Source organism: Bacteroidales bacterium, from assembly GCA_022647615.1.
Classification (GTDB): domain Bacteria; phylum Bacteroidota; class Bacteroidia; order Bacteroidales; family UBA932; genus Egerieousia.
In genome coordinates this window covers 1,002,471-1,026,665 of sequence record JALCKZ010000001.1, presented here as the reverse complement: position 1 = coordinate 1,026,665, position 24,195 = coordinate 1,002,471, and the positions used below count along the sequence as shown (strand labels likewise).

Here is a 24,195-nt window from a genome sequence, read left to right as displayed (position 1 = left end):
CAAACAAAATAATCTTTTATACAAAAGATATTTTTAACTTTGTGCATACAAGTTAGTGATAACTTTTTTGATAGCAAAATTTTTATGAAAATTTCAAAGAATAATCTCAAGGATTTAGCAGTTAACGTCATAAAAAAAGAGGCGGAGGCCGTTAGCAATCTTACTCCATATATAGATGATAAATTCATAGAGGTCTTAAACCTCATTTACAGTTCAAAAGGACGTCTTATTGTTACGGGCATAGGAAAGAGCGCCCTGATAGGCAACAAGATAGTGGCGACTATGAATTCAACCGGCACACCTTCTATTTTTATGCATGCCGCAGATGCAATCCACGGAGATTTGGGAATTGTTCAGCCGGATGATGTTGTTATGTGTATCTCAAAAAGCGGCAATACTCCGGAGATAAAAGTCCTTGTTCCGCTGATTGCAAGAATGGGAAATAAAATTATCGCTCTGGTATCAAATGCAGACTCTTTTTTAGCACAGCATGCAGATTATATTATCAGAGCAACTGTCGCGGAGGAAGCTAGTCCCAACAATTTGGCGCCAACTTCTTCTACCACAACTCAGCTGGTTATGGGGGATGCCATGGCGGTCTGCCTGCTTAAGATGAGAGGCTTCTCCCAGGAAGATTTTGCAAAGTATCACCCGGGAGGTTCACTTGGCAAACGCCTGTACCTGAGGGTTGCAGATGTTATTGACAAGAGCGTGCGCCCATGGGTTGACCAGGATGAAAATATTCAAAATACCATCATAAATATTTCTCAGAACCGCCTTGGTGCTACGGTAGTTCTGGACAAAAATGACCAAATGCTGGGAATAATTACAGACGGAGATGTCCGCAGAATGGTTGAGCGCGGCAAACCGCTGGAAACTCTTAAGGCAAAGGATATTATGTCCCACAATCCCAAGCAGATAGATATCAATGAGCTTGCGGTGAATGCGTTTAACATAATGCAGAAAAACAAAATCACATCTGTGGTTGTAATGGAGGATGGCAAGTATGCAGGTCTTGTCCACATTCATGATATTTTGAGGGAAGGTATTGTCTAATTTTTTGTTCCCGACAGGTTATTCCATTTGATTGAATTGTCTCGTCCCCACCAGGTTAGCTGGCGTTTGGCGTAGCGGCGGGTGTTGCGTTTGATGAGGTCTGCGGCGGTTGCGAGGTTTGTTTTGCAGTCCAGATAGTCAAATAGTTCCCGGTAGCCTACCGTGCGCAAAGAGGGATACTCAGGTGTTACAGCGCCACTTCGCTTAAAGTCGCTGCGCTCCATGCGTTCGCCGGGCACCAGCGACTGCTGGAGAACTCTGTACTTTTGCAGCCCCTTCACTTCATCAAGCAAGCCGGCAGAAATCATATTATCAACTCGCATATTGATACGCTCATAAAGCTCTGCGCGATTGCGGGTTATCCCGATTTTTTCAATTTTGAACGGTCTTTGCTTGTGAGGCATGGCGGGTGCGTTGCCGGATGCGGCAACCCCGCCGGTTTTCCAATCGGAAAATTTGCGGCCGGTTTGCAATGTGACTTCCAGCGCCCTTACAACTCTCTGGGGATTAGCTATATCTATGGTCTCATAGGATTCCGGGTCCAGCCTCTTAAGGTCATAGCGCAAACTCTCCAGCCCCTCTTTTTCCAGACGCTCAGTGAGTTGCGCCCGCAAGTCCAAATCGGCTGCTGGGAAATCATCCAGCCCGTTGCACACAGCATCTATGTAAAGTCCGCTGCCTCCGCACATTACAAGTCTGTCGTGAGTCTTGAACAATTCATCCATCAACGCAAGCGCCTCAATCTCAAAGCGTCCTGCGGTATAATGTTCTGTTATGGAATTTGTGGCAATGAAATAATGCTTGACCTCCGCAAGCTGCTCCAATGATGGGCGCGCCACCCCAATATTTAATTCTTTGAAAATCTGTCGTGAGTCACAACTAATTATAGGCGAGCCAATTTCTTTTGCAAGTTTAATTGCATATTCTGTCTTTCCCGCAGCAGTAGGACCTAAAATTATTGTGAGAGTTTTGGAAGAGTCTGACATCATTATTGATTATCATCCGCATCTGCGTCGGCAGGGTCTTCATAAATATCTGAAGGGTTGTCCGTTGCGTCAACAGAAGTAGACTCGTTAATCAAATCAAAGTTGTCATATTTTGCGGCAAATTGTTCCGGAACTCTCCCCTTCTCTGCCACAAGCCGGGGATATGAGTTGTGCGCAGCAAATTCAGCCGTACCCTCTTTTGTTAAAGTCAGATATTTATTCTTTTTAATGTCAAAGACATACAGCAGAGTATTCTCTTTTTTTGACAAAGTCTTCTCTATTGTCACCCCATCCAAAGTTCCGCTGCCCATATCAAACAGACCATAAATACTCTTGACTTTTCCGCTGTCATCCAATCCCTTAAAAGCAATCATCTGATCCGGCGCAAAACCCAAATCATCAGTCAAATATTTATGCAACGCAAAAAGCGTAGTACTTCCGCTTATTTCATAAGTGCGGAAAAAAATTTTACTGAATGTAAACGTTGCCTTGTATGTATAAATTGTATCTGCCATGATGCAATAATTTGTAGCCGTTAATTTTTTAATATAAAACGCACAGTATCAGCTCTATCTGCAAAATCGTCAATCTCAGGCCTCTGCGCTAACCCAAAGGTAGTATATTTTTTCTGAATTTTGCTCTTGTTCGTTTTCTCAAAATCCGCCACATCTTTTTTGTATTTGTAGTACGCAAAATTTATCTGCGCCAGCGGAGGATGCACAGAATTGCCGCGCTGCAAAATAAAGAACCCTCCATCTATAAATCCATTTTCATCAGCACATGAAGAATCTGGAGCACAAATATTTGCGCCGCCCATGATATTCAGGGCGCGCATCCTCAAATATGAATTTTTGTACGCATCAACGCTCATCATAATTTGCTTAATGCTCCGCGTTCCGTTCAGCTTCATTTTTTGCGCTGCTTTTATAAGATTCTTAAAATCATAATGTTCCGGTACAAACAAATATGAGACGCTACGGCAGCCAAGTCCAAAATAAAGCAGCATATCTTCTGTCAAATTACAAAGCTGCTCCTCACTTTCCTTACCATTCACAACGGCAAAACTAAATCTGCTCCCCCTCAAAAGTTTTGGAACGCCCGGATATTCTTTTTTAATCTCAGCCATAGAATCATCGCTGCCGGAAGCAATTATAGCACAAGTATTTGAAGCAAATTTGCAAAAAACAACTTTGCCGCTCCAGTAACTATCAATATTACACAGCATCTTGTACACCGCAGGAAGCAAACGTGAATCTTTGGAAGAGAGCTTAATATATGCGTTGCGCCCGCAGGCAAGAGTGCAGAGAAAATCATGGAAACCAACAAGAGGCAGATTGCCGGCCATTATTATCCCGACAGTTTTTTCCCACAAATCGCCCTCTCCCCTCTCTGAGATTTTCCCATCTCCTCCGGCATGATTTAACAGCCATTCCAAAGGTCTGGGCTGCAAGAACTTATCCACAATATTAATAATTGCGGCGCGCTGCATCTCTATTGTAAAAAAAGGATTATCCTTCCGGGCCAAACGCATTGCATCTGCAAGAAGCGGATTTTTCAGATTTTTCATCTCCCTGCCAAGCCGGACAAAACTTTTTATAAAATGATTTTCTTGCATAGTGCAAATTTATCAAAAAGGAGTATCTTTACAACCTGAAATGGGCGCACAGAAAACTTTACTCTCCGACAGTTATTTGAGTATTGCTTCCCTTTCAGAAGGGGCATACAAAGATAACGGGAGCCGTTTTCTTTCCTTCGCCTACCCCTGCACTTCCGCAGAACAGGCAGATGAAATCCTAACAAGCATAAGAAAAAAGTATTACGACGCTACGCACCATTGCTATGCGTACAGACTTGGCAGAGAAGGAGATACATTCAGAATAAATGATGACGGAGAACCCTCTTCCACGGCAGGACGTCCTATTTACGGGCAAATACTTTCAAACAATTTAAGCGATATTCTTCTGGTGGTTGTCAGATACTTTGGCGGCGTTAAGCTGGGAGTTCCCGGACTTATCAAAGCCTACAAAACGGCGGCGGCAGAAGCCATCGCGAACTCAAAAATTATCACAAAAATTTCTACTGAACGCTATAAGATAATTTTTGACTACCCATCTGCAGACAAGATTTTAAAAGAGCTGAAAAAACTTGGAATAGAGGCGCAAAATAAAAAATTCGAGAGCGAATGCTCAGTAGAGGCTGATATAAGGCTGACTGATATAGAGAGACTTACAGGGACATTTAAAAGAGACAGCCATATCTCCTTCACTAAAATTGAGCAAGAAAAATCAGATAATAAAAAGACTAAAGTATAGAGATAAAAAATTTAACAAATATGCCAAAAAGTTTAATTTCCATTTCAGATTTTACAAAGGAAGAGATGCTTCATGTACTGGAAGTTGCGCGGGAATTTGAGGAGAAAAAATCTCAAACTTTCCTGCATGATAAAGTCATAGCATGCCTGTTCTTTGAGCCTTCCACCAGGACCAGGCTGAGTTTTGAGACCGCCTCAAACAGACTGGGAGCCAGGGTAATAGGATTTTCAGATGCAGCCAACACCAGCGTTTCAAAAGGGGAAACTTTAAAGGATACCATAAAAATGGTCTCCAACTATGTAGACCTGATTGTGATGCGCCATCCTCTGGAGGGTGCGGCAAGATACGCTTCTGAAGTAGCATCTGTCCCTGTCATAAACGCCGGCGACGGAGCAAACCAGCATCCGACTCAAACCATGCTGGATCTCTACACCATTAAGCAGACTCAGGGGACATTGGAAAATCTAAACGTGGATATGGTTGGAGATTTAAAATATGGACGCACCGTACACTCTCTGCTTCAGGCACTTTCATACTTTTCTCCAGAATTTATGTTCACCGCTCCGGAAGAACTTTCCATGCCGGAAGAGTACAAAGATTTCCTAAAGCACAAAAAAATCTCTTTCAAAGAGACAAAGGATTTGGCAGAGGGACTGAATCAGGCAGATATCCTCTATATGACAAGGGTTCAAAGGGAGCGTTTCACAGATCCAATTGAATATGAGAAGGTAAAGAACTGCTACAGGTTAACTGCTGATATGCTTGGAGATTGCAAGAAAAACATGAGAATCCTCCACCCTCTTCCAAGAGTAACGGAAATTGCTCAAGACGTGGATGATACCCCTTTTGCATACTACTTCAAGCAGGCGGAAAACGGAATGTACGTAAGAATGGCAATCATCTCTTACCTGCTGGGATACAGATAATAATATCCATCGCGATGGATAAATAATTGTCATTTTTAATAGGGATAAAAAATAAATATGATGGATAAGGTTAAAAAAGTAACAGAAGATATTCTACAGGTTAGCGCAATAAAGAACGGAACAGTATTGGACCACATACCTGCAAATCAGCTTTTTAAAGTAATCAGCATTTTGGGTCTGGACAAGAATTGCTCCAACCAGATAACTTTTGGAATGAATCTGGAAAGCAAGCTTCTTGGAAAGAAAGCTATCATCAAGATTGCCGACAGATATTTCAAGCCAAGCGAGATTAATAAAATTGCGCTTGTAGCTCCCGATGCCAAAATTAATGTAATCAAAGATTACAAAGTGATTGAGAAAAAGGTTATCACCATTCCAAAAGAGATAGTAGGCATTGTAAAGTGCATGAATCCGGTCTGCATAACCAATCATCAGCCTATCGCCACTAAATTCAGGACGGAATATGAGAACAAGCATTTAAAACTTGTCTGCCATTTCTGTGAAAAAACCACTGACGGAGATGATATTCAGATAATTGACTCCCAGCTATAGCTCCCGTTCCAAAAATGCCCCGCTCTCTTGTGATGCGCGGCGCATCAGTTTAAGTGCTTTATAGCTGCAGATTTAAGGGACATTGCCACAAAAGGGTTCGGCTTTGTCCCTTTTTTATTTAGTTTAGCATAAATATTACGTTTAAATAAAAAGATTTATTAAATTTGGCACTCTAGAAAAGAAAACTAGAAAAAATTAAAACAATAATTTCAAAAATATAAATAATTTAAAAGATACATTAGTTATGAAAAAGGCTTATAACTTTAACGCAGGACCTTGCAAATTGCCTCAAGAGGCCATTGATGCAACAATAGAAGGTCTAAAAGATTTTAACGGCACAGGTATGCCGGTTATTTCAGTTTCTCACAGAAGCAAAGAGTGGGAAGCAGTTATGGAGGAGTGCAGATCTCTATGGAGAGAACTTCTTCATATTCCTGATAATTACCATATTCTGTTCCTTGGCGGCGGCGCAAGCTTGCAATTCCTATATGTTGCAATGAACTTGTTTGACCACAAGGCAGCTTATCTTGAGACAGGTGTTTGGGCAAAGAAATCTCTAGCAGAGGCAAGAGGACTTGCAAAGAGCAGAGGTCTTGGTGATAACGCAGCTTATGCAATTGCATCTTCTGCAGACAAGACATATTCTTACATTCCAAAGGGTTACACTATCCCTTCTGATTTGGATTATTTCCACATCACAACCAACAACACTATCTACGGAACTGAGATTAAGACAGATATGGATTGCCCTGTTCCATTGGTAGCAGATATGTCATCAGACATTATGAGCCGCAGAGTTGATGTCAGCAAATATGCAGTTATCTACGGTGGCGCACAGAAGAACGTTGGTCCTGCCGGTGTTGCATTTGTAATCATCAGAGATGATATGCTTAACAGAGTTAAGACTTATATCCCTACTATGTTGAATTACAAGACTCACGTAGACGGAGAGAGTATGTTCAACACTCCTCCTGTATTTGCAATTTACGTTATGGTTCAGACACTTAAGTGGCTTAAGAATCTTGGTGGCGTAGATAAGATGCATGAAATCAACATGAAGAAATCAGAGCTTCTTTACAATGAGATTGACCGCAACAAGATGTTTGTGGGCACAGCTGCTAAAGAGGACCGCTCTATCATGAACCACTGCTTTGTAATGGCTCCTGAGTATAAGGCTCTAGAACAAGAGTTTATGGATTTTGCAAAGAGCAAGGGAATGGTTGGAATTAAAGGCCACCGTTCAGTTGGAGGATTCAGAGCATCTCTTTACAATGCCTGCACAGTAGAAGACGTTCAGGCTCTTGTTGACTGCATGCAGGAATTTGAAAAAATGCACGTTAAATAACTGAGTTATAAATAGTTGTAATACTCCCGACAGATGGTTAAAATAATCTGTCGGGACTATTATTTAAAAACAAAATATCATGAAATTTTTAATAGCTACTGATAAACCTTTTAGCGCCGCTGCCGTTACAGGCATTAAAAAAATTGTCGAGGGCGCAGGACACACTCTAACCGTTTTGGAAAAATACGGAACAGAAGATAAATTTATTGCAGCAGTTGCTGATGCAGACGCACTAATTGTTCGCTCTGATAAAGTTACCAAGGCTGTTGTTGACGCCGCCAAGAATCTTAAGATTGTTGTACGTGCCGGCGCAGGCTTTGATAATCTGGACCTTGCAGCACTTTCTGCAAGAAAGATTGTTGCCATGAATACTCCGGGCCAGAACTCAAATGCAGTTGCAGAACTTGCACTTGCATTTATGGTTTACATAAGCAGAAATCAGTTCACTCCAGGAACAGGAAGCGAGCTTAAGGGCAAAACACTTGGTATCCAGGCTTATGGACACGTAGGAAAATTGGTTGCAGACCATGCAAAAGGATTTGGCATGACTATCATGGCATTTGATCCGTTTGTACCTAAAGAAGTTATGGAGAAAGATGGAGTTGTTGTTGCTAAAGACCTTGATGATCTTTACTCTCACTCTAATTTCATTTCTCTGCATATCCCTGCTAATGACCAAACTAAAGGCTCCATCGGATACGCACTTCTATCCAAGATGCCTAAGGGCGGCTGCCTTGTAAACACTGCAAGAAAAGAAGTTATCAATGAGCCTGAACTAGAAAAAGTTCTGGAAGAGAGACAAGATCTTAAATACATTACAGATATTGCTCCTGCAAACATTGCAACTCTTAAGGAGAAATTTGGCAATAGAGTTTTTGCTACTCCTAAAAAGCAGGGTGCAGAAACTGCAGAGGCAAATTTGAATGCCGGTCTAGCTGCTGCTAATCAGATAGTTGGATTCTTCAAAGATGGTTGCACAAAATTCCAGGTTAACAAGTTTTAATAAGGTTTAATTCTTTTTAAAATTCTAAAGAATATGGTAAAAGTAAAACCTTTTGCGGCGGTACGCCCTCCAAAAAATCTTGCAAAGGAAGTTGCATCCCATCCTTATGATGTGCTAAGTTCAGAAGAGGCACAAAAAGAGGCTGGTGAAAAATCTTTGCTTCACATCATAAAACCTGAAATAGATTTCACTCCAATTGCAGGCGAGCATGAACGCAGAACCTATGATAAAGCGGTGGAAAACTTCAAGTTATGGCAGCAGAAAGGGTGGCTGGTTCAAGATAAAAAAGAGCAGTACTACGTATATGCTCAAACCATGAACGGCCGCACTCAATATGGAATTGTGCTTTGCGCAAATGTAGATGATTACATGAACGGCACAATAAAAAAGCATGAACTTACACGCAAAGAGAAAGAGGATGACAGAATGATTCACGTTAGAATTCAGAATGCCAACCTTGAACCTGTCTTTTTTGCTTATCGCGATAATAATGAAATCAACAAAATTGTTGCTGAGACTATTAAGAAACAGCCTGAGTATGACTTTGTTGCAGCAGACGGTTTTGGCCACAAGATGTGGGTCATAGATGATGACAAAACTATCGCGAGAATAACAGAGCTTTTCACAACACAAGTTCCTGCCTTCTATGTTGCTGATGGACACCACAGAACAGCTGCAGCTGCGAGAGTTGGAGAAGAGAAGAAAAAACAAAATCCTCACCATACCGGCAAAGAGGAATACAACTACTTTATGGCAGTAGTATTCCCTGAAAGCCAGCTGCATATCCTTGATTACAACAGAGTTGTAAAGGATTTGAACGGCATGTCAAAAGATGAATTCATTAAGAAAATGAGTGAAGATTTTGATATAGTAAATAAAGGAAAAGAAATTTATCATCCTGCAGGACTTCACAATTTCTCCATGTACATTGGTAGCGAGTGGTATTCAATGACAGCTAAGAAAGGAACCTACAATGATTCAGACCCTATTGGCGTTCTGGATGTTACGGTCCTTTCAAATTGCGTCTTTGACAAACTGCTTAACATAAAAGACTTGCGTACATCTGACAGAATAGATTTTGTCGGAGGAATTCGCGGTCTTGGAGAATTAAAGCGCAGAGTAGATAGCGGAGAGATGGTTGCAGCATTTGCATTGTATCCTGTCTCTATGAGCCAGCTGATTAACATAGCTGACACCGGCAACATCATGCCGCCAAAGACAACCTGGTTTGAGCCAAAGCTTGCCAGCGGCGTTACTATTCACAAGCTTGATGATTTTAAGGGTTAAGATTATAACTCTCTGATTTTTAAAAAGCAGCATCTTTCCGGTGCTGCTTTTTTTATTTTGCAAGTCATTTGAAAAGTTTCGCTCTGCCTTAATTCCACCAAGTAATGATAACAAGGCCGCAGGCCCGCGACCGAAGGGAGCGTGCAGCTCCGCGGCGCAAGCCGCGTAAACCACAAGGCAATGCGGCGCGCTCGTGACGCATTGCTTGTTTTCCGGCCCCGCCGGAAAACAGAAAAGCCCTGCAGTCATTGCTGACTGCAGAGCTTTTCGTTTTAAATTGGCGGCTACCCACTTTCCCACTTGGTATAGCAGTATCATAGGCGCGCGCGGGCTTAACTTCTCTGTTCGGAATGGGAAGAGGTGGATCCCCGCTGCTATTGCCACCACAATATCTTCGCCCGGCCTTTGTCTCCGCCGGCAGGGCGTATGTTGCTGAGAGAGAAACTCCCTGGTAAAGTCTCGTTTCACTGTTTGTATTTGAAGCTCTCGGGCTATTAGTACCGCTCGGCTTTGGCATTGCTGCCTTTACACCTGCGGCCTATCAACGTGGTAGTCTCCCACGGCCCTGTTTGGAAATCTCATCTCGAAGCTAGCTTCGCACTTAGATGCTTTCAGTGCTTATCTAAACCGCACATAGCTACCCGGCAATGCAGCTGGCGCCACAACCGGTACACTGGAGGTGCGTCCATCCCGGTCCTCTCGTACTAAGGACAGGCCTCCTCAAATTTCCAACGCCCACAACAGATAGGGACCGAACTGTCTCACGACGTTCTGAACCCAGCTCGCGTGCCACTTTAATCGGCGAACAGCCGAACCCTTGGAACCTGCTCCAGCCCCAGGATGTGACGAGCCGACATCGAGGTGCCAAACCGCTCCGTCGATTTGAGCTCTTGGGAGCGATCAGCCTGTTATCCCCGGAGTACCTTTTATCCTTTGAGCGATGGCCCACCCACGCGGAACCACCGGATCACTTTGCCCTACTTTCGTACCTGTTCGACTTGTCGGTCTCACAGTCAAGCCCGCTTTTGCCACTGCACTCTGCGCACGGTTACCATTCGTGCTGAGCGGACCTTGGGAAGCCTCCGTTACTCTTTTGGAGGCGACCACCCCAGTCAAACTACCCACCAAACGGTGTCCCTGTCGCCAGGTTAGATCCCGGATAACCAAAGGGTGGTATTTCAACGGCGACTCCACGAATACTGGCGTACTCGTCTCACGGTCTCCCACCTATCCTACACATCGGTTATCCAAAATCAGCGTTAAGCTGCAGTAAAGGTTCACGGGGTCTTTCCGTCCCGTTGCGGGTAAGCGGCATCTTCACCGCTACTACAATTTCACCGAGCTCATGGCTGAGACAGTGTCCAGATCGTTACACCGTTCGTGCAGGTCGGAACTTACCCGACAAGGAATTTCGCTACCTTAGGACCGTTATAGTTACGGCCGCCGTTTACCGGGGCTTCAATTCAGCGCCTCGCACTTCCATTGCTTTCCGTGCTTACGCCCCCTCTTAACCTTCCGGCACCGGGCAGGTGTCAGGCCTTATGCTTCATCTTTAAATTTTGCAAAGCCATGTGTTTTTGGTAAACAGTCGCCTGGACCATTTCTCTGCGCCCTCTTACGAGGGTCCCCTTATCCCGAAGTTACGGGGTTAATTTGCCGAATTCCTTAGCCATGATTCACTCGAGCACCTGAGGATTCTCTCCTCTCCCACCTGTGTCGGTTTACGGTACGGGCTCTGACAGATTGTATCGCCGAAGATTTTCTCGGGAGTCTGATTACCGCTTCTGTCGGATCGTCCGAAGACTCTCCGTACTGTCGGCTTTCAGCGGCAGTAGCTCTTAACCTCTGCTGTGCCTACGGCCTTCAACCGGCTATTCCGTCAGCCGGCGAGCGTGTCACTACTCCGTCCCTCCTTTGTGTCTGTCACAGGTAATGGATTATTAACCATTTCTCCATCGGCGTCGCCTCTCGGCTTAGCCTTAGGTCCCGACTTACCCTGATCCGATTAACGTTGATCAGGAACCCTTGGGTTTTCGGTGTGCGGGGTTTGCGCCCGCATTATCGTTACTTATGCCTACATCTTCTTTTCCGGACGCTCCAGAAAGTCTCGCGGCTTTCCTTCACGGCCGACCGGAATGCTCCCCTACCGCTCCGCCATTGCTGGCGAAGCCCATAGTTTCGGCAGTGTGTTTGATACCCGATCATCATCCACGCACAGTCCCTCGACTAGTGAGCTGTTACGCACTCTTTAAATGATTAGCTGCTTCCAAGCTAACATCCTAGCTGTCTATGCGACCGCACTTCGTTCTATTAACTTAACACACGTTTGGGGGCCTTAACTGTTGGTCTGGGCTATTTCCCTTTTGCCGCCGGACATTAGCACCCGACGACTCATTCCCGCAGATCGTCTCCACGCATTCGGAGTTTGTCAGAACTTGACAGGCGTTGAAGCCCTCGCATCCTATCAGTGGCTCTACCTCATGCAGACTGCTGCAAGACTGTTCCTAAAAACATTTCGGGGAGTACGAGCTATCTCCCAGTTTGATTGGCCTTTCACTCCTACCCTCAACTCATCCGATCCCTTTTCAACGGAAATCAGTCCGGTCCTCCATCCCCTGTTACGGAAACTTCAACCTGGTCAAGGGTAGATCACAAGGTTTCGCGTCTGCTCCCGGCAACTCGCTCGCCATATGCTGACTCGCTTTCGCTTCGGCTCCGTACCTCACAGTACTTAACCTCGCTGCCGAGAAGCAACTCGTAGGCTCATTATCCAAAAGGCACGCCGTCACCACCTAAGTGGCTCCGACCGCTTGTAAGCGAACGGTTTCAGGTTCTCTTTCACCCCGCTGTTCGCGGTGCTTTTCACCTTTCCTTCGCAGTACTGGTTCCCTATCGGTCTGCCATCCATGTTTAGCCTTGCGGAGTGGTCCCCGCTGCTTCAGACAGGATTCCTCGTGTCCCGCCTTACTCAGGATTCCGCTGGACTCCGGCCTGGCTTCGAGTACGGGGCTGTCACCCGCTGCGGCGCGCCTTTCCAGACGCTTCCTCTCGCTCTGCCTTCGTCGTATCGCGGTCCTTCTACCCCCAAAACGCCTAGACGTCCTGGGTTTGGGCTCTTTCCTTTTCGCTCGCCACTACTCGGGAAATCGATGTTTCTTTCTTTTCCTGCGGATACTGAGATGTTTCAGTTCTCCGCGTGCGCCCACCCTCGCGGGTGTATGATGTCTTCAACATCATGGGTTGTCCCATTCGGAAGCCTGCGGATCAATTCCTGTTTGCAGATCCCCGCAGATTTTCGCAGCTTACCGCGTCCTTCTTCGCTGATGGTAGCCTAGGCATCCTCCATTCGCTCTTTGTAACTTCTTCTTACCTAGTGAATCATTCTCTGATTCTCTACTTGTGAAATCGTAGTCCCATATCAACGGACAGCGCCCATCCCTGGACGCCGACCCTGTACATATAACTCTTGGTCGTACATACTCTCTTAATTAATATCAGACTAATAAATTTCTTTACCTCTTTGTTTCTCTCTCATTACTTCAATGAACTTCCCGGGTCCCCCCGGTGGTCCGGATGTGTGCGGAGCGCGGGCCTCTTGCGGCGAGCGTCCCTCCGGATTATATCTAAAAACAAGCAGTCAAGCGCCTACAGCTACTTCTCAACTCCAAAAAGGAGGTGTTCCAGCCACACCTTCCGGTACGGCTACCTTGTTACGACTTAGCCCCAGTTACCGGTTTTGCCTTAGGTCGATCCTTGCGGTCTCGAACTTCAGGCACTCCCAGCTTCCATGGCTTGACGGGCGGTGTGTACAAGGCCCGGGAACGTATTCACCGCGCCATGGCTGATGCGCGATTACTAGCGAATCCAGCTTCGTGGAGTCGGGTTGCAGACTCCAGTCCGAACTGAGACAGGCTTTCGAGATTGGCTCGGCGTCGCCGCCTCGCTCCCCTCTGTACCTGCCATTGTAACACGTGTGTCGCCCCGGACGTAAGGGCCGTGCTGATTTGACGTCATCCCCCCCTTCCTCACACCTTACGGCGGCAGTCTCGCCAGAGTGCCCACCACTGCGTGATGGCAACTGACGACAAGGGTTGCGCTCGTTATGGCACTTAAGCCTACACCTCACGGCACGAGCTGACGACAACCATGCAGCACCTCGGTACAGACATATTGCTATGCTGCAGAATCTCTCCTGCATTCCTGCACCGTTCGAGCCCGGGTAAGGTTCCTCGCGTATCATCGAATTAAACCACATGTTCCTCCGCTTGTGCGGGCCCCCGTCAATTCCTTTGAGTTTCAACCTTGCGGTCGTACTCCCCAGGTGGACAACTTAACGCTTTCGCTTCGCTACCGATCGGTATATCGCCGACAGCCAGTTGTCATCGTTTACTGTGCGGACTACCAGGGTATCTAATCCTGTTCGATCCCCGCACTTTCGTGCCTCAGTGTCAATCGAGGGTTCGTCAGCTGCTTTCGCAATCGGTGTTCTGTGTAATATCTATGCATTTCACCGCTACACTTCACATTCCGCCAACGGCACCCCTATTCAAGGCCGCCAGTTTCCATGGCACGATCCGCGTTGAGCGCGAACTTTTCACCACGGACTTGACAGCCCACCTACGCACCCTTTAAACCCAATAAATCCGGATAACGCTTGCATCCTCCGTATTACCGCGGCTGCTGGCACGGAGTTAGCCGATGCTTATTCGTACGGTACACTCATCGGGCTACACGTAACCCTTATTGTTCCCGTACAAAAGCGGTTTACAATCCATAGGACCTTCTTCCCGCACGCGGCATGGCTGGATCAGATTTCCATCCATTGTCCAATATTCCTCACTGCTGCCTCCCGTAGGAGTCTGGACCGTGTCTCAGTTCCAGTGTGGGGGACCTCCCTCTCAGGACCCCTAAACATCGTGGTTATGGTGGGCCGTTACCTCACCATCTGACTAATGTTACGCGAACCAATCCGTCACCGCATCGCTGCTTTCTTGAAGGTGGGATGTCCCACCCGCAATCTATGCGATATTAGACCACGTTTCCATGGATTATCTCCCTGTGACGGGAATGTTGTTCACGCGTTACGCACCCTTCCGCCGGTCGCCGACATCCGTATTGCTACAGACCGCTGCCCCTCGACTTGCATGTGTTAAGCCTGCCGCTAGCGTTCATCCTGAGCCAGGATCAAACTCTTCATTGTATATGTTTCTATTTTTCTAAGTTGATCTGTAGCTCCTTTCTTATTAAATTTGACGCTCGAAAATTAAGTGGATCTCGTCAAAGACTCCACCTACCAAACTGTTTAAAGTTTGCTGCTTGTTTCTATGTTTCAACGAACTTTTCCGATCCGCTTTCAGCGAAACGGGCTGCAAAGGTAAACATCTTTTCTTTTCCTGCAAATTTTTTTGAAAAAAAAGTTGAAAATTTTTCAAAAAAGCATAAAAAAGCCGTTGCAGATATCTACAACGGCTAAAAAAAAATCTGTTACAAAATTGTAAATTTGATTATATCGCCATAAAATGAAGTACCAAATACCTATTGAAATCTCATATACTGGCCTCTGTTTTATTTACCTTTTATTTTCTTTTAAAATATCTCTGATTTCCTCCAAAAGCTTCTGGTCTTCAGTCTTTTCCGGAGCTGCAGGTGCAGGCTCGTCTTTCTTTTTCTTTGATAGAAGATTGATTCCTTTTACAAGCAAGAACACGCAGAACGCTATGATAATGAAGTTGATAATAACATTGATGAAAGTTCCGTATTTAAACAAAACTGCAGGAACGGCAGGGGATGTTGCCGTTGCAGCAACAGCAGGTTTAAGTGTAACAGCAAGGTCTGAAAAATCTACGCCGCCAACCAGCACGCCAATGCAAGGCATAATTAAATCGCCTACTAATGAGTTAACTACAGCTGTAAACGCTGCGCCGACAATGAAACCTACGGCCATGTCAGTTACATTGCCGCGCATTGCAAATTCTTTGAATTCCTGCAAAAACTTTTTCATATCTAATTGATTTTAATTGGATTACGTCCATCAAGCACAGCCTTGTTTACAGTTTCCAGCTCCACAGAAAAACGTTTCATTTTTTCAGCCATGTTGTAAACAGCCTGCTGCAAAGTATAAGGAGGCTTTATTGCAACTACCACCATGCCGTTAATTCCCTTATCTCCAATAATTTTCATTGCATCCTCACCGCTGTAGGCAGTCATGGTTTCCATATATCCGTCCCTTACATCTCTGAAGGAATCTATAAATGCCTTATGGTTAAGACTATCCACGGCCAGGATTGGAGCGCCGTTAGGATTTTTATAAGAGAACGCTCTAAATGCCTCATCATCTGTTCCGTATGATGCAACGGCGTTTCTGGCATTTTGAGCAAAAATGCCATCTTTGTTATCAATTTGATTTAGTGTCATTTTGGTAACAATCGCCTGTCGCGTAATATTGTTGTCAGATGGAATTGCCTGGCATGTATTGAAATCCTCGCCATCTTCCAAATCTAAAATCAGCACTCCGTTTGGAAGGTCTTTGCCATATTGCTTTGTCTGCTTTTTATCTTTAAGATAACGCATCCCTTTTATTGCATCTGCTCTAATCTCGCTGAAGAATGTCACAACGGAATCCCCTACTACATACATGGGCGCCTTTGTGGAATCGCAATCTACTATAGCACTGATAGTAAGCATGTTATCTACAGAAGAACCTTTTTTATCATATACGGTGCAAAGCACTTTTAATGAATCTTTTAGCGTAACCTCAGCAACAGACTTGCTCTTCTTGCCTCTCTGAAAATAATCCATCGCGGAGATAGAAGAAAAACTGAAAACTGAAAGTGCAACTACCGCTGCTGCAACAAAAATGCGTGCGGAAAAAAATCTTTTAAATCTCATACCAAAAAAATATTAATAATGCCGGAACTGTTTTAGCTCCCGACAGATGCAAAGATAAGAAAAGATGCACAGAACAGATTGTAAATTATTTGTCGTGCCCAAACACGTAGCTGATGCTAAAGCCAAGCATTAAACCGGCAACATCTTTTTTTGAGGAAACTCTGTACCATGAGTTGTCGGTGGAGCTGCCTCTGTATTCTGTTGTGCTCTTTTCCGTTCGCCTCATTTTTAAGTTTGTAAAATTCATAACCATAATCCGATAGTTCAGACGCATATCCTTGGAATTGCCTGTGAGAGAGATAATTGAGGACATGTTATAATGCACCTTGGTTTGTTGGGCAGCCAAAGATTGCACTGGCGAAAATAGAAAACTGCATCCAAATGTTGTGAGTCTGGTTATTTTATAATCAAAGGCTAAAGATGGCGATATTGTGTTTGTGCGTCTTGTTGTATCTGCCCTGCACATATTATGTTGCAAAGTTAAATTAAGCGAAGTACGGAAATTACTTGTGAAGGAGTAGCGCATAATCATTTTTGCAGCAATATTATTGGAGACCCCGATATTTTTGTAAGTAGTGTGCGTAACTCCGTCATTTCCAAGGGTGGAGAAAAGATTTATTGCATCTGCCGTGTACTTATACTCAAGGTTAACTGAGAACATTATTTTGTTAACGGACATCATATAATTTACTAAAGCATTATCGCTTTTGCTGTCCTTAAGATTAGGATTCCCGCTGTTCACATAAAGCGGGTTAGAATCATCAACTGCAGGGTTAAGCTGGTCAATTCTAGGATGAAAGGCATCACGAGAGTATATAAACGTGATATTATATCCAGCCTTTGGAACCCATATAAATTTTGCGGACGGCAAAAAATGAAAAGAATGATAGGAAACATCGCTGTAAGTATCAGTCGTAAAATTTCCCTTATCATTATAATAATTCGCCTTTCCCGATAGCGAAAGCTTTAGGGACTTTGCAAGTGTGAATGTGTAACTAGCTGTAAATAAGCCCTCTTGGATTTTATTGTTCAATATCTGCGGAAAACCGGAAGTCTCATTCCACAGATTTGTGTTCTCATCAAAAACATAAGCGGCATTATTATTTTTATTATTGTCAAAGCTATAACTTCCTGTAAATGCGGCTGATTGCGTCTTTGTGACCGGGATGTTAAACCTTGTGCTAAATATTTGGAATCTCTCTCTTGTTGTATTGTCTCTCTTGCTTGCACTTGAAGATGAGGGATTTCCGGAATAATAGCTGGAGGTATTGCTGTTTGAATTTACATCTCCTTTTGAATACCTGTAAAGATAGGATATCATAAAATCCCTCTTTTTAAACTCTCCGTTGTTGTATGTAAGCTCAGTGGAATAGTTAGTGTTTTTTCCTATAGATGAATAAATGCTATTGCTTTCTGCTCCCGACAGATAATAATGGATATCCGTTAATGAGTGTAAGTCTGTCCTCCTGTGAGAGTAAGTGTAATCAGCCGCAAGGCTCTGTTTTTTAGATATTTGCCAACTAACAGCTCCCTTTATGCTTGGAAAATTAGAACTTGAATTTTGCTTTCCGGCAGATTCTAGAACCGGAACAGGCATTGCATTATCCTCTATTTTTTCTCTGAGATTGCTGCTCTTTGTTTTTCTATAATCATCAGAATAATTCTCTGCCAAATTTGCTGTGTAAGAAAAATGATGAGTACTAGCTGTTATAGTCCCCTGGGGAATTCCCTGATAATTAAAGCCGGAGAGATTGCCAATGAAATTAGGAGTGAAAAGAAGACCCTCAAACAGTTTGGATTCATTTTCTGTTATAATATTGATTATCACATCCGTATTGGCATATGACACTGGCGGATTAGGCACAAGCTCAATGCTTATTATTTTTTTCCCGGTTACCACTTTCATAACAGATGCATCAATCAAAGATGCCTCAGGTTTCCCATTTACCAAGTAGCGTATCCTGCTGTTGCCGCCAAAATAAATTGGTTGATTAGATGCATTTAGCTCCATAAATGGCAACCTTGCAAGCAGTTGCGCAATCTTCTTCTTTTTTGCGGTAGAATCCGCAGCTACATCATAAATATATCCGTCGGCCGACGGCCTCACCAATTGCGGAGCCGTTACATACACTGTATTTAGCTGAGTATTTGGCTTCAAATAAATAATTCCAAAATTGTAATATCTCTTGCCTGACTGAATATCAATCTTTTTTACAACGCTGTCATAGCCAAGCATTGCAATCTCAACCGTATAGGCATTGCTGTTTTTTTGAAAGAAAGACTTAAACATTCCTGAGTTGTCGGTGGGAATATTCTCAATAAGTTTATTTGCCTCATCCCTCACAACCACAGTTGCAAAGGAGATAGATTTCTTTGTGGCGCCATCCCGCACCACTCCTCCTACGGCTATCTCTCTTCCGCTCTTATTTTGCTGCTGCTCTGTGTTTTGCGCTGTCGCGATGCTAATAGAAAAAAGGGCACAGCAAACAACGCAAAAAAATGCGAGGGAATAATTGACTGCCCGGTGTGATTTCATTAAAATTCTAGGTTGTTGTGCAAATGTAGTGATAATCAGTGAGCTTTTATGCGTACATTTGCAGCAAGTTTAAAAACAATTAATATGTTAAAAGTTTTATTTGTTTCATTGATGGTTCTTGCATCTGCAAATGCTAATGCAAGCTCACCTGTTGTTGCTAAAAGCAACGCAATTGTTCCGGCTACAGCTATGACTGCTCCCGCTACAGGTATTGATCCCGTTTACGTAGTTGACGGTGTTGTAAAAACTAAAGCTGAATATGACAAGCTTAAGGCTGCCGGCAAGATTGCCCAGAATTTTTTCTCTAAGAAAATTAATGCTTCAGAAACCTCATTCTTAGGACAATGCGCAGCTCAAGCACAAAAGTACGGCGCTATGTTTGCACTTTCAAAAGGAAGCAAAGCATCTCCTGCATATAAGAAGATGATGGCTACTTATGCAAAAGGCAAAGCTGCTTATGCACAGGGCAAAGCTCAGTATGACCAAGGAAAGAAAGCTTATGACCAAGGCAAGTCAGATTACAACTCTGCAAAACAGGATGTAAATGACGCTAAGGCTGCCGGCAAGGAAATCAGTTCTATGTTTGGAAAGAAGAAGAAATAAAAGAGTTGCAGTAAAGACTGAAACTCAAATAGTTAAAAAAAATCCCCATCCGTACGGAGGGGATTTTTTTTAATGCATTGATTCACAGCCCCTCCTATGCATCTTTTTTTGTATCTTCGCATACCAAACATAAAAACTTATGGCAGACACAAATAAACAACAGGAGAAAGCACCGGAGTATAAACCTCTTCTTTCTCCCGACAGGAAATACCCGGAGGCCACAATCTACAGCGTGAGCGTTGGCCTTCTGATGGTTATAATATTCTCTGCAGCAGCAGCTTATCTTGGTCTAAAAGTAGGACAGGTCTTTGAAGCTGCAATACCTATCGCGATAATAGCAGTAGGACTTTCAAGCGCGCTAAAGAGAAAAAACGGACTTGGAGAAAATGTGATTATTCAATCCATTGGAGCCTGCTCCGGAGGAATTGTAGCGGGTGCAATTTTTACGCTACCCGCCCTTTATATCTTGCAGGCAAAGTATCCGCAAATTTCCATTGATTTCTTTAAAGTCTTCTTGAGCAGCTTGTTAGGAGGCGTGCTTGGAATTTTGTTCCTGATTCCTTTTAGAAAATATTTTGTAAAGGAGATGGACGGAAAGTATCCTTTCCCTGAGGCAACCGCTACTACTCAGGTACTTAAGAGCGGAGAGGGAGAAGGCGGAAGTGCAAAGCTGCTATTGATTAGCGGTCTGGTCGGAGGTATTTATGACTTCATCGTTTCCTCTTTTGGCTGGTGGTCAGAGACAGTTTACACTACCGTAGCACATTGGGGAACCGTTGTTGCAGACAAGGCCAAATTGCTTGTAAAACTGAATGTTGGAGCGGCCGTTCTTGGACTTGGATATATTATTGGACTTAAATATGCATTCATTATTTGCTGCGGTTCTTTCCTGGTTTGGTTTGTAATTATTCCTCTGATGAGCATAATTTGCGGACCGGATACAGTTACTTTTTTAGGGACAACTTTTGCGGGCGTTTCTTCTATGGCACCGGAAGTTATCTTTAAAACTTACGCAAGACAAATTGGTATTGGCGGCATTGCAATGGCCGGCATTATAGGAATTATAAAATCTGCAGGAGTTATCAAATCTGCTTTCTCTCTGGCTACCAAGAGTTTTGGAGGGAAGAAAAAGGGAGCGGAAGAAGAAGCCGTGGTGAGGACACAAAAGGACCTGAGCATGAAAATTATTGTCTGGGGCCTTGTTGCCGCACTGGCCGCAACTTTCATATTCTTCTATTTTGGCGTAATTCCTGATACGGGCAAGCTCATGCTATCTATTGTAGCTCTGCTGATTGTGGCTGTGATTGCATTTTTATTCACGACAGTTGCCGCAAATGCAATTGCAATTGTTGGCTCTAATCCTGTAAGCGGAATGACATTGATGACTTTGATTTTAGGCTCTGTAATTCTTGTTGCATGCGGACTAAAAGGATGGCCGGGAATGGTATCATCAATGATTATCGGCGGCGTAGTTTGTACGGCGCTGTCCGTTGCGGGAAGTTTTATAACTGACTTAAAAATAGGATATTGGATAGGCTCTACTCCAAAAGTTCAGGAGAGCTGGAAGTTCCTTGGAACTCTTGTTGCCGCTGCAACAGTTGGAGGAGTTATGATTGTGCTAAACCAAACTTACGGATTTACAGGACAGAATGCCCTTGTTGCTCCGCAGGCAAACGCCATGGCAGCTGTTATTGAACCGCTTATGAGCGGACAGTCAGCCCCTTGGGTGCTTTACGGAATAGGCGCCATCATTGCTCTGATTCTGAATTTCTGCGGAGTTCCGGCGCTAGCGTTTGCACTTGGAATGTTCATTCCTTTGGATTTGAACCTTCCGCTTTTGATTGGCGGCGCAATTGCTTGGTATGTAAGTACAAGAAGCAAGGATGAAGCGGTAAATACTGCAAGAAAAGAGAAAGGAACTTTGCTGGCCAGCGGCTTCATTGCGGGCGGTGCGCTTATGGGCGTTGTCTCTGCAATCATCAGATTCTCAGGCAAAGATTTGATGGCAAAAAATTGGATGGGGACGGCAGGTGCGCAGTATGTTGGTATGCTTATGTATGTGCTGCTGATTTCGTTCTTGATTTACAGTTGTTTGCATGATTCCAAGAAAAAAGCATAATTTATACAAGGTCATTTGAAAAAAATAAAAACACAAAATAAAATGGAAAAAGTAGAAGAAAAATTTCTGAGATACGTATCCGTATGGACAACGTCAGACCCTGATTCTAAGACAGCTCCAAGCGCAAAGCGCGAATTTGATTTGCTTAAGATGCTTGCAGATGAGCTGCACAAAATGGGCATCAAAGCTACAATCTCCGCACATGGAGTTTTGATGGCTACTGTCCCTGCTAATCTTGACAACGCAAAAAAGAGCAGCGGCAAAAAAACTGTCGGGACAAAAAAAGTTCCTGCAATTGGTTTTATTGCACACGTTGATACCGCTCCAGATGCAAGCGGCAAAGACATTAAACCGCAGATTATCAAGAACTATGACGGCAAAGACATATTGCTTAACAAGGCTCTGAAACTAAAGCTTTCCGTAAAGATGTTCCCGGAAATGAAAGCATATAAAGGGCAGACTATCATCACGACAGATGGTACTACACTTCTTGGCGCAGATGACAAGGCTGGTGTTGCAGAGATTATGTGCGCCGCAGAGTACATGATGGAGCACAAAGAATTTAAGCACGGAGAGGTAAAAATTGCCTTCACTCCGGATGAAGAAATTGGATGCGGTGTTGACCATTTTTCAGTTAAAGATTTTGGCGCTCAATACGCTTACACTCTGGATGGCGGAGCAATTGGAGAGCTTGAATATGAGAACTTTAATGCCGCTTCTGCAAAAATAGAAATACAAGGCTGCAACATTCACCCGGGGTATGCAAAGGGCAAAATGATTAACGCCATGCTGGTTGGAAATGAACTGATAAACATGCTTCCTCCAAAAGATAGACCGGAACACACAAGCGGACATCAGGGATTTTTCCATCTGACAAGTTTTAACGGAACCGTAGAAAATGCTAGCATGAGTTTCATCATCAGAGACCATGATATTAAGAAATATGAGGAGAGAATTAAGATGATGAAAAAGATTGGAGAGAAACTGAACAAGAAATACGGAAAGGGTGTTGTAAAGATGGAAATCAAGAACCAATATTACAACATGAAGAAGGTTGTTGAGCCTAAGTATTTCATTGTAAAGCAGGCAATTGAAGCAATGAAGAAAGCGGGAGTAAAACCTGTCATCCAGCCAATCCGCGGCGGTACAGACGGAGCAATGTTATCATTCCGCGGCCTGCCATGCCCTAACCTGTTTGCAGGCGGACACAACTTCCACGGCAAACTGGAATACGTTCCGGTCGGCAGCATGGAAAAAGCGGTTGAGGTTATAAAGAATATTGTTAGTTATTCATAAACTCCTACGGCGCGGAAGTAATAGCTGTAGTCATTTATGTAGACATATTCGTATACGGTATTGCCAACCAGGTAATATATCTGGCCGTTGTAATTGATTTCCTGATAGTCATTTGGAAGGTCATACAAGACTGACCCCGTTGGAGCATTTACAACTCTCATGTAGTAACTGTTTACAGGTGTGTAGTAGTTGCCGTAAGCATCTACATAGTAAGGCTGTCTGTAACCGTAGTAGTAAGAATCTGCATAATCAACTGCATAAAGGATTGAAGCAATTAGATTGCGGGCAATTAAGGTCCCGATAGGTGGTCTGGAAATTCCGTAGTAATCTCCATATCCTCTGTACCATATGCCATTCCAGAAATAGAAATCGTAGCCGTTTTCATTTATGTAGTAAGCGCCTCTTGGACGATTATAGAAACGTGCGCCGTACTCATATCCTCTGCGGATTGGGGCTGGTCTGTGAATTTGTCTGCCATCTGAGAACGGATTGTATCCAAGATGTCTGTTTGGATTTCCCGGATTGTAACGCGGCTGTCTGCTGTTGTTATAACCATATCCTTCATCTCCTCTGCCGCCAGGATAACCATAACCTCTGTTTCCGCGTCCGTTATTGTCATTCATTGTGTTATGACCATTGTTATTTGGTCTTGCACCATTACCAATACCGTTATTGTTATTATTTGGCCTTGCACCGTTTCCTATGCCGCCGTTGTTATTGCCATAACCGGTATTTCTGTTATTGCCGTTATTGTAATTGTTGTTGTTGCTGTAACCCTGATTCCTGTTGTTGCTAGGTCTTGCGCCGCTGCCTATGCCACCGCCTATCTGGTCATTGTAATTCCTATTGTTTGAAGGAGTTGCACCATTACCAATGCCGCCGCCATTATTATTTGGACGCGCGCCGCTGCCAATACCGCTTCCGCTGTTATTATTGTTGTTAGGTCTTGCACCGTTTCCGATACCTCCGCCTGTATTTCTGTTTTGACTAGCGGGAGCCGCACCATTACCTATTCCGCCGCCCGTGCTGCGTCTTGTAGAGGAACCTCCGTTATTTTTCTGTTGCTGACCGGAAGGGGCCGCACCGTTGCCTATCTGTGCAAAAGCATCATTTGCCGTAAAAGCAAAAGCTGCTGCAACCGCCAGAATAAGAGCCTCTTTTAAGAATGTTGTTTTCATATCAGTAAGGTTTTAATAATTATTCATGTTAATATTTTTCTTCCCGACAGATTTTTTATCTCCTTCTATTTCTTCCTATTCTTTCTGCCTTTTCATATCTCCTTCTAT

Annotated in this window: 17 protein-coding genes and 3 rRNA genes; 10 read left to right on the top strand and 10 right to left on the bottom strand. The window is 44.0% G+C overall.

Translation table 11 applies throughout. The features are described 5' to 3' along the window. Window positions 1–84 precede the first annotated feature (84 nt). On the top strand, window positions 85–1,056 hold the full coding sequence (locus LKM37_04455) for a KpsF/GutQ family sugar-phosphate isomerase (protein ID MCI1720253.1): 972 nt from the start codon (window positions 85–87) through the stop codon (window positions 1,054–1,056). Here the strand turns inward: LKM37_04455 and miaA are convergent. The 3 genes from miaA to LKM37_04440 are packed head-to-tail and all read right to left on the bottom strand — an operon-like array spanning window position 1,053 to window position 3,657. Beyond that, window positions 1,053–2,045, bottom strand: a complete 993-nt coding sequence (miaA, locus tag LKM37_04450; GenBank protein ID MCI1720252.1) for a tRNA (adenosine(37)-N6)-dimethylallyltransferase MiaA — start codon at window positions 2,043–2,045, stop codon at window positions 1,053–1,055. The genes LKM37_04455 and miaA overlap by 4 nt on opposite strands. Next, on the bottom strand, window positions 2,045–2,557 hold the full coding sequence (locus LKM37_04445; GenBank protein ID MCI1720251.1) for a hypothetical protein: 513 nt from the start codon (window positions 2,555–2,557) through the stop codon (window positions 2,045–2,047). Before LKM37_04445 ends, miaA begins: the two co-directional genes overlap by 1 nt. Before the next feature lie 20 nt (window positions 2,558–2,577). Then, window positions 2,578–3,657 (bottom strand): hypothetical protein, encoded by a 1,080-nt coding sequence (locus LKM37_04440; GenBank protein ID MCI1720250.1) that lies wholly within the window; start codon window positions 3,655–3,657, stop codon window positions 2,578–2,580. A 40-nt stretch (window positions 3,658–3,697) separates the two neighbouring features. Here LKM37_04440 and LKM37_04435 point away from each other — a divergent pair, with 40 nt between their 5' ends. The 6 genes from LKM37_04435 (at window position 3,698) to LKM37_04410 (ending at window position 9,467) form a co-directional block, all read left to right on the top strand. Continuing rightward, window positions 3,698–4,354, top strand: coding sequence for a YigZ family protein (locus LKM37_04435; protein MCI1720249.1), 657 nt, complete (start codon window positions 3,698–3,700; stop codon window positions 4,352–4,354). Between the two features lie 20 nt (window positions 4,355–4,374). Next, window positions 4,375–5,280 carry an aspartate carbamoyltransferase gene (gene pyrB / locus LKM37_04430; protein MCI1720248.1) on the top strand — a complete coding sequence of 302 codons (906 nt, stop codon included), beginning with the start codon at window positions 4,375–4,377 and terminating at the stop codon, window positions 5,278–5,280. Between the two features lie 57 nt (window positions 5,281–5,337). After that, the gene (gene pyrI, locus LKM37_04425; protein MCI1720247.1) at window positions 5,338–5,832 is read left to right on the top strand and encodes an aspartate carbamoyltransferase regulatory subunit; all 495 of its coding nucleotides are present in this window, start codon (window positions 5,338–5,340) and stop codon (window positions 5,830–5,832) included. Window positions 5,833–6,076: 244 nt separating this feature from the next. Beyond that, the gene (gene serC, locus LKM37_04420; protein ID MCI1720246.1) at window positions 6,077–7,177 is read left to right on the top strand and encodes a 3-phosphoserine/phosphohydroxythreonine transaminase; all 1,101 of its coding nucleotides are present in this window, start codon (window positions 6,077–6,079) and stop codon (window positions 7,175–7,177) included. 79 nt (window positions 7,178–7,256) lie between these two features. Then, the gene (locus LKM37_04415) at window positions 7,257–8,180 is read left to right on the top strand and encodes a 3-phosphoglycerate dehydrogenase (GenBank protein ID MCI1720245.1); all 924 of its coding nucleotides are present in this window, start codon (window positions 7,257–7,259) and stop codon (window positions 8,178–8,180) included. Between the two features lie 33 nt (window positions 8,181–8,213). After that, complete coding sequence (locus LKM37_04410) at window positions 8,214–9,467, top strand: DUF1015 family protein (GenBank protein ID MCI1720244.1); 1,254 nt, start codon at window positions 8,214–8,216, stop codon at window positions 9,465–9,467. A 275-nt stretch (window positions 9,468–9,742) separates the two neighbouring features. Here LKM37_04410 and rrf read toward each other — a convergent pair. The 6 genes from rrf to LKM37_04380 form a co-directional block, all read right to left on the bottom strand. Further along, window positions 9,743–9,855: ribosomal RNA gene (rrf, locus tag LKM37_04405) — 5S ribosomal RNA — on the bottom strand. An 86-nt stretch (window positions 9,856–9,941) separates the two neighbouring features. After that, window positions 9,942–12,833: ribosomal RNA gene (locus LKM37_04400) — 23S ribosomal RNA — on the bottom strand. Between the two features lie 302 nt (window positions 12,834–13,135). Further along, window positions 13,136–14,667, bottom strand: a 16S ribosomal RNA gene (locus LKM37_04395). The 16S, 23S and 5S rRNA genes sit together here, the layout of an rRNA operon. A gap of 369 nt (window positions 14,668–15,036) precedes the next feature. Further along, window positions 15,037–15,468 carry a large-conductance mechanosensitive channel protein MscL gene (mscL, locus tag LKM37_04390; protein ID MCI1720243.1) on the bottom strand — a complete coding sequence of 144 codons (432 nt, stop codon included), beginning with the start codon at window positions 15,466–15,468 and terminating at the stop codon, window positions 15,037–15,039. Window positions 15,469–15,470: 2 nt separating this feature from the next. Beyond that, the gene (locus LKM37_04385) at window positions 15,471–16,355 is read right to left on the bottom strand and encodes a hypothetical protein (protein MCI1720242.1); all 885 of its coding nucleotides are present in this window, start codon (window positions 16,353–16,355) and stop codon (window positions 15,471–15,473) included. 85 nt (window positions 16,356–16,440) lie between these two features. Continuing rightward, complete coding sequence (locus LKM37_04380) at window positions 16,441–18,891, bottom strand: TonB-dependent receptor (protein ID MCI1720241.1); 2,451 nt, start codon at window positions 18,889–18,891, stop codon at window positions 16,441–16,443. 84 nt (window positions 18,892–18,975) lie between these two features. On the opposite strand from LKM37_04380, the gene LKM37_04375 reads away from it, so the two are divergent. From LKM37_04375 to pepT, 3 genes are all read left to right on the top strand, one after another. Then, entirely contained in the window at window positions 18,976–19,494 is a 519-nt protein-coding gene (locus LKM37_04375; protein ID MCI1720240.1) for a hypothetical protein, read from the top strand. A gap of 139 nt (window positions 19,495–19,633) precedes the next feature. Then, a complete protein-coding gene (locus LKM37_04370) occupies window positions 19,634–21,613 on the top strand; it encodes an oligopeptide transporter, OPT family (GenBank protein ID MCI1720239.1) in 1,980 nt (659 codons plus the stop codon). A gap of 42 nt (window positions 21,614–21,655) precedes the next feature. Further along, window positions 21,656–22,909, top strand: coding sequence for a peptidase T (gene pepT, locus LKM37_04365; protein MCI1720238.1), 1,254 nt, complete (start codon window positions 21,656–21,658; stop codon window positions 22,907–22,909). On the opposite strand, the gene LKM37_04360 is transcribed toward pepT, so the two are convergent. Beyond that, window positions 22,900–24,087, bottom strand: coding sequence for a hypothetical protein (locus LKM37_04360; protein MCI1720237.1), 1,188 nt, complete (start codon window positions 24,085–24,087; stop codon window positions 22,900–22,902). The genes pepT and LKM37_04360 overlap by 10 nt on opposite strands. Window positions 24,088–24,195: the final 108 nt, after the last annotated feature.